Source organism: Deinococcus sp., assembly GCF_025362455.1.
Classification (GTDB): domain Bacteria; phylum Deinococcota; class Deinococci; order Deinococcales; family Deinococcaceae; genus Deinococcus.
Map to the genome: position 1 here is coordinate 1 of NZ_JANYGJ010000268.1, position 6,486 is coordinate 6,486.

Genomic DNA, 6,486 nt, shown 5'->3' on the forward strand with positions numbered 1-6,486 from the left:
GCGCAGGCTGGTCTGAAAGCGCAGGGGCAACGAACACTGCGGTGAGTCGCCGCCGACGATGCCCCAGGCGCCGCCGAGCACTCCACGCGGGTCAAAGTCTTCAGGAATCGGGCCGCTGTCGAGGTCAGCGCGGACCTGGGCGTCTTCCATCCGGGCCAACAAGAATGTTCTAGGTGCCGGGTCGCTGGCCCGCTGCCCGATCACGGACCAGTCCAGGTTGGTGCGCCCCGCTGTTCATACCCAGCACGTCAAGCTCTTGCCAGTCCGCTGTTCAGACGTCCAGTGTCTGTTCGTGACGACGCCTACTGTCTGGAGCCCCCTCCATTCTTCCCCTTGGGATGTGGAGGTAAAAACCACGTCCCAGACAGGCTTACGGGCATCGTCCGTTTGGTCCGCCCGCCGGACCACGCGCCTGTCTTGGGGGAAGTCATGGTTCGAGTTCAAGCTTGGTGGCGTTCAGTATTTGTGGTGCTGTCACTGGGAGCCTTCGTATCGGCGGTCAGCGTTCATACTCCGCCGTTTCACAGCCCAGCGTTCCTGGCCGGGGACGACCCGAAAATCCCCAAAGTGGGCTAAGCCCACCGGTTCTTAACCCACCCTGGCTCCGCGCGGCCAAGGTGGTTTTGTGCTGATCTGCACGTCGTGCGAGACTGCCCGCGTGCCGACGTCCGAGTTCACAGCCTTGCTGGACCATCTCGGGATGCTGCTAGGCGCACACCTCTGGGACGCCGCCTACCTGCACGCTCGCCTGGCGATCGGCAAAGCCCAGCATGGTGCCCAGTCGAGGCAGGTGCTGGAGCGCTGCCTCCAGGTGCCCGCTGAAGTCCGCTTGACTGCCCCCTGGGCACCGCTGATCGCCTTGATCGCTTCCCGCAGCAGCGCCCCAGAAATCTGCGAAGTCCACCTGAAGGCTTTCCCGGCTGGGCAGGCGGCGTTGCAAGCCTGGGTGCTGATGCAGCGTGACGACGCCCCGGCTGCCTTGAGCCTCAGCGAGCAGGCGCTGGAGGGTGAGCACGCCGCGCTGGCCTGGCGGATGCGGGCCTGGGCGCTGGCCCATTTGGGCCGCTCAGGCTGGCCGGAAGCCTACCGGGAAGCGGTCCGGCGCAATCAGGGACGCGGGCGCGGGCTGTGCCTGCTGCAACTCGGCGCCTACCTGTCCTTGAGCGGTGACGAAGCGGGCGCCCGGAGTGCCTACGCCGAATCCAGCGGGCACTTTGCCCATGACCCGGAATTGCGGGCCAATGCCCTATACAACGTTGGCACGGCCTGTCTGCGGCTTCAGGACCTGACGGCGGCTGGCCGGGCCTACCAAGGCGCCATGCGGACAGCCAGTCAGCCAGCGGGCATCCGGATGCTGGCACGCGCCTGGAGCGGCCTGGGACACGTTTACCGCGCCCGCGCCGAGTTTCCACGCGCTTTGCACGCCTACGACATGGCCCAGACCAAAGCCACCGAGGCTGACGACATAGCCCAGGCCTGGCGTGGCAAGGCCCATACCCTGCGGCTCCTGGGGCGGCTCGATGAGGCGCTGAGCACCTTGCACGAGGCCCTTACGCTGCTGGGTGAACCGGAGCGTCACAATCTCTACGCCGATATGGCGGCCACGCTGCTGATGCTGGGCGACATGCCGGGCACCCACGCCTCGCTGCGGCGCGTTCCGGCAGGCTCGGCGGAAGAAACCCAGCGGGTCCAGATCGTCCAGGCCGAATTGCTGCGCCGTCAGGGCCAGCCGGGCGAGGCGATGGCCCTGCTGCACACCCTTGACCTCACGGCGCTCTGGACCGCCGAGGAGATGCACCTGTTTCCTGAGCTCTTTGCGCTGATCGATCAGCGGTCGCCGCCTCGGCAGCCGATGCAGCTTCAGGTCCGCGCCGACGGCCCGGTGCGTGCCTGCTTGAATGGCCTGCTATTGGAAGATCTGCCGCCCACCCGGCCCGCCGCCTCGCTGCTGGCCTTGCTGGTCGTGCGAGGCGGGACGCTGCCGGTGTCTCAAGTGCTCGACGAGGTGACCTTGAGTGGTCAGACCCTGCGCGCCCGCAAGCAGCATCTGAGCAAAGTGCTCGGCGAACTGCGTGACCTTCTCGGCTGGCCAGGGGCGCTAAGCACCGATGGCCGGACCCTGAAGCTCAGTTCAGATCTCGTGCTGGCCCCGCTGGTGGTGCCGGAGGTCGCCGAGCAGTTCTGTGCCGGTCTAGAAGACGAATGGACCCAGCGCTGGCGTGAGGACCACGACGAGCACAGTGCTCTAATACAAAAATCTTCTCACCGAAGCTGAGTGCCTGGTGCTCGGCAGCCGAGTAGCGACAGTTGGGCGACACCTGCCCGTTAGATTGCCAGGATGGAACTGTCCGCACCCGAGCGCCTCTACCGCATCGCCCGTCTGCTGCGCGACACGCCGCTGACTGTTCGCCAACTGGTACGAAGCCTGGGACCGACGCTGCCTCCCGGCGAACTGGAGTGGCTGGCCCTCGAGCGCAGTGTCCGGCGTGACCTGGAGCTGCTCGCCAGTCTGGAACAGGAGTTTGAGGATCTGGGCGGACGTCCCCGCAAACAGGTGATTCATATCAACCGGCAGCAACTCCATCCGGTCGAGATTCTGGCACTGCACGCGGCGGGGCGGCTGGTCTATCACCGTTCGGTGGGGCACAACAAACTGCACCTGCGGGCGCTGAAGGCGCTCGCAGGCTGGCTTCCGGAGCGGGTCCGGCCTGTGGTGGCCCGCAGCGTGCGCGACGTCGGCAAGCGCCATACCCGTGAGAGTGCCGTGCTGGAACGCGCCGCCGAAGCCTGGCTGGGTGGCTTCACCCTGCGTTTCGAGTATCAATCGGCCAGTGGCAGCGGGGCGTGGCGCAGCAACGAACTCGAAATCTACCTGATCGAAGTCCACCCGACCAATCTCGATCTGTACGCTGTGGGCCGCGAGGTCAGCTTCCACCAGCAGCTCCGCACCTTCAAGTTGGCCCGCATGCGCGGCGAGACCGTCATGCACGACCGTCCCTATCAGATTCCCGACACCTTCGAGCCAGGCGACTTTTTCGAGGATGCCTGGGGTGTGGTCGGCGCCGGAGCGGCGGGTGGCCTGAGCGTGAAATTGCGCTTTGCACCGGAAGTCGCCGGGCGCATTCTGGAGGGCGGCTACCCCAACATGAGCCTGCCTACCCAAGACCCTGATGGCGCCGTGCGGGTCGAGGTCCGGGCCGGTACAGACGCCAGCGGCCTGCCCCGCGAGCTGATGCCCTGGATTCTGGGCTGGGGCGCGCGGGTGGAGGTGCTGGGGCCGCCCGCCGTGCGCGAGTACTGGCTCAATCAGGCGCGGGCAGTGGTGGAGCGGTACGGGGGCGCGTGAAAAACGCTGTAAGCCGAGGACCTTGACGAAATCGCAAGAGTGCGGGGGGGAGGATGGGGGATGAGGGCAGAAATGCAGTTTATGGGTCACAGTCCGAGTACCGAGAACCCAGAATGGCAGACGCTCGAAAATCACGTCGTCGGCGTGACCGAGCGGACCATGCACCACGTCCGGTACATGGCGGTGCCGGGCCTGAGCGTGTACGCCCGCCTGACAGGCCTGCTTCACGACCTTGGAAAGTACAGAATGGATTTTCAGCACCACCGGTTGAACTGGAATCCGATAACTGGGCAGCCGCAGAAATACACCGAGAAGCCTGTGCCCCACAGCGACGCAGGCGCGAAATTCATGCAGGGTTTGCTCGACATGGACCGCGAGATTGCCAGTGAGCTGCCTTTTGTCATTGCCAACCACCACGGGCGACTGCGCGACGTGGACGCCCTGAGCACCCGCCTGAGCGAATCGGAAATGCGGGAAGTCGAAGCATTGGTTGACCTGGCGGTTCTGGACACCCCCGAACTGGCCGACTTGCTCCAGTCCGAGTTGCCTGCCCTGCCGCTGGAAGGAACCGAACGCGCCTTCCTGATCCGGCTGCTGCTGGGCGCTCTGGTGGACGCAGACCGGCTGGATACCGAGGAGCACGGCATCCCCAGCAAGGTTACGTTGCGCGGAAAAGAACTTGGAACGCCGCTGCTGGACCGATTGGAAGCTGAGGCGGTAAACGAGAAACTAGATATGGGTTTGCTGCTGGACCGATTGGAAACGGCGCAGGCCACTTTCGCCGCTCAGGACGCCAAACATCCTCAGCCGATCAATGTCCTGCGCCGCGAAATGTATTCAGCAGCGGCTATGCAGGCCGAGCAGCCGCCCGGTTTCTTCCGGCTGACCATGCCCACAGGTGGCGGCAAAACGCTGACCTCGCTGGCCTTCGCGCTCAAGCATGCCCAGGCGCACGGCCTGCGCCGGGTGATCTACGGCGTGCCGTTCACGACCATCATCGACCAGACGGCCAGAACCTTCCGCGACCTTCTGGAACAGGACGGCGAATTCAAGGTACTGGAGCATCACAGCAACCTGGAAGTCAAGGAGACGCCGGACGGCCAGGAGCGCCAGACCACTGCGCCTGACCTCGCCACCGAGAACTGGGACGCGCCGATCATCGTGACCACCACCGTGCGGTTGTTTCAGGAAACGCTATTCGGCACGCGCACGGCGCAGCTCCGGCGGCTGCACAACGTGTTGGGCAGCGTGATCGTGCTGGACGAGGCCCAGAGCCTGCCCGCGCCGCTGCTCAGGCCCACCCTTGACGCCCTGAGTTTTCTGGTGAACTACGCCGGGTGCAGCGTGGTGCTGTGCACCGCCACGCAACCTGCGCTAGACGAACGGCTGGGCTTCCCAGCATTGAGCAACATTCGCGATCTGGTGCCCAATGCTGCCCGCTATTTTGATGAGCTGAAACGGGTGGAATACGAATTTCGCATCACTACACCGACGCCCTGGGCTGATCTGGCCGCAGAGCTGAACACACACGAGCAAGTGCTGTGCATCGTCAACACCCGCCAGCACGCGCACGACCTGTTCGCCCTGCTGGGAAGCTATGAGGGCAACTTCCACCTGTCTACCCACATGTGCCCGGTCCACCGCAAACGCGAGTTGAACACCATCCGGCAGCGGCTGGGTGACGGATTGCCCTGCCGTGTCGTCTCCACCCAGCTCATCGAGGCTGGGGTGGACGTGGACTTTCCCCGCGTCTACCGGGCGATGGGGCCGCTGGAGGCCATCGTGCAAGCGGCGGGGCGCTGTAACCGCGAAGGGCGGCTAGGGACTGGGCAGGTGGTGGTGTTCCGGCCCGAAGACCACAAGATGCCCAGGGGCGACTACGAGGTGCGCGAAAGCCTGGCCCGCACCGCCCTGAACGAGAACGCCGATTTGCACGACCCGGAGGTGTTCACACCCTACTTTCAGAAGCTATACGGGCAGATCAACCTGGCCCCGAAAGTCAAGATTCACAGCGGTGAGCTGGAGTTCCAGAAGGCCCACGCCGAACTGTATTTCGAGCAGGTGGCGGCGGCGTACCAGATGATCGACGGTGAACAGGTGCCGGTCATTATTCGCGGTTTCGACCCGGCAAAAGTGGACGGCCTGCTGGCGATCATCCGCGACGCCCGCTACAAGGGGCAGGCCCGTGACGCCTGGCGCGAGTTACAAGGCTACACCATCAGCCTGTATCCGCATCACGCCAAGAAGCTAGCCCAGTGGCTGGTGGGCGTGCCAGAGCTGGAAGAGCGGGCGCGGCGGCTGGGCGTGGAAGCGCCGCTGATTCAGCAGTGGCCGACGACGGCGCAGTACGACGACAAGCTGGGGGTGGTAATGGCGTTCGGTGACGATCCGTTTACCTCGCATTGATGCTCGAACTTAAGAGGGAGTGATCTGGGAATCTAACGCCCCGCATACGCGGGGACGCGGCGACTCGCTACAGGGAAATAGTTTCAATCCACAGCCGTCTCCGACTGGACCCAAAGGTAACTCAGATTGAGCGATGTGTCAACAGGTAAATAGAACTAGCAGTGTGCTACCGTAAGGTATGGACCCTACAGATGCGCTGGCCTACATCGTCAACCAAGCCCTCTCAACCGTTGCTGGCACGGCAAATCTGTCCTGGGAGGTGAAGCGACGAATCTTGAGAGCGATGGAACGACTGGTCCGCAGGACGGCGCTCAGCTTTGACGAGGGTGAGGAATTCAGCGAGCTTTGCTGTCTGGAACTGGAAGACATTCTGTCCGATGAAGATGTTCAGCCGCTCTGCCGATTTCAACTTGCAGCCTGGTTCGCAGGTGAAGTAGCAGCTCAACTCAGCGGAAATTTCGACGACGACCAAGCAGCTTGAAGCAATTATGCGGGGGAGTAATCACCTGCCCCGCCTATCCTCAACAGGAGAATCCATGTGTTAGAGCTGAAAGTCTGGAGTAATTACGCCTGTTTTACCCGTCCTGAAAATAAGGTCGAGCGCGTTTCATACGACGTGATGACCCCTTCGGCGGCGCGGGGTGTGTTGGAAGCGGTGTTCTGGAAACCGGAATTCGAGTGGCGTATCCGCGAAATCGCTGTGCTGAAACCTATTCGGCGTTTCAGCATCTTAC

General features: G+C 63.5%; 5 protein-coding genes and 1 pseudogene. 5 read left to right on the plus strand and 1 reads right to left on the minus strand.

Translation table 11 applies throughout. The features are described from left to right. A pseudogene (locus Q0R23_RS18250) lies at positions 1-204 on the minus strand (hypothetical protein); the annotation flags it as partial. Positions 205-625: 421 nt separating this feature from the next. On the opposite strand from Q0R23_RS18250, the gene Q0R23_RS18255 reads away from it, so the two are divergent. The 5 genes from Q0R23_RS18255 to cas5 form a co-directional block, all read left to right on the plus strand. Continuing rightward, positions 626-2,275 carry a tetratricopeptide repeat protein gene (locus Q0R23_RS18255; RefSeq protein ID WP_293915398.1) on the plus strand — a complete coding sequence of 550 codons (1,650 nt, stop codon included), beginning with the start codon at positions 626-628 and terminating at the stop codon, positions 2,273-2,275. 63 nt (positions 2,276-2,338) lie between these two features. Beyond that, positions 2,339-3,346, plus strand: a complete 1,008-nt coding sequence (locus Q0R23_RS18260) for a WYL domain-containing protein (RefSeq protein WP_293915399.1) — start codon at positions 2,339-2,341, stop codon at positions 3,344-3,346. Between the two features lie 72 nt (positions 3,347-3,418). Then, the gene (locus Q0R23_RS18265) at positions 3,419-5,752 is read left to right on the plus strand and encodes a CRISPR-associated endonuclease Cas3'' (RefSeq protein WP_293915400.1); all 2,334 of its coding nucleotides are present in this window, start codon (positions 3,419-3,421) and stop codon (positions 5,750-5,752) included. 178 nt (positions 5,753-5,930) lie between these two features. Then, positions 5,931-6,233, plus strand: a complete 303-nt coding sequence (locus Q0R23_RS18270) for a hypothetical protein (RefSeq protein ID WP_293915401.1) — start codon at positions 5,931-5,933, stop codon at positions 6,231-6,233. 51 nt (positions 6,234-6,284) lie between these two features. Continuing rightward, positions 6,285-6,486, plus strand: a 202-nt coding sequence (gene cas5 / locus Q0R23_RS18275; protein WP_366520457.1) for a CRISPR-associated protein Cas5, incomplete at its 3' end; no start/stop codon positions are given.

What these genes read in the sequence shown, in the direction of transcription:
- Q0R23_RS18265 (WP_293915400.1), top strand. Translation starts at nt 3,419, where the DNA reads ATGCAGTTTATGGGTCACAGTCCGAGTACCGAGAACCCAGAATGGCAG.
- Q0R23_RS18270 (WP_293915401.1), top strand. Translation starts at nt 5,931, where the DNA reads ATGGACCCTACAGATGCGCTGGCCTACATCGTCAACCAAGCCCTCTCA.
- Q0R23_RS18260 (WP_293915399.1), top strand. Translation starts at nt 2,339, where the DNA reads ATGGAACTGTCCGCACCCGAGCGCCTCTACCGCATCGCCCGTCTGCTG.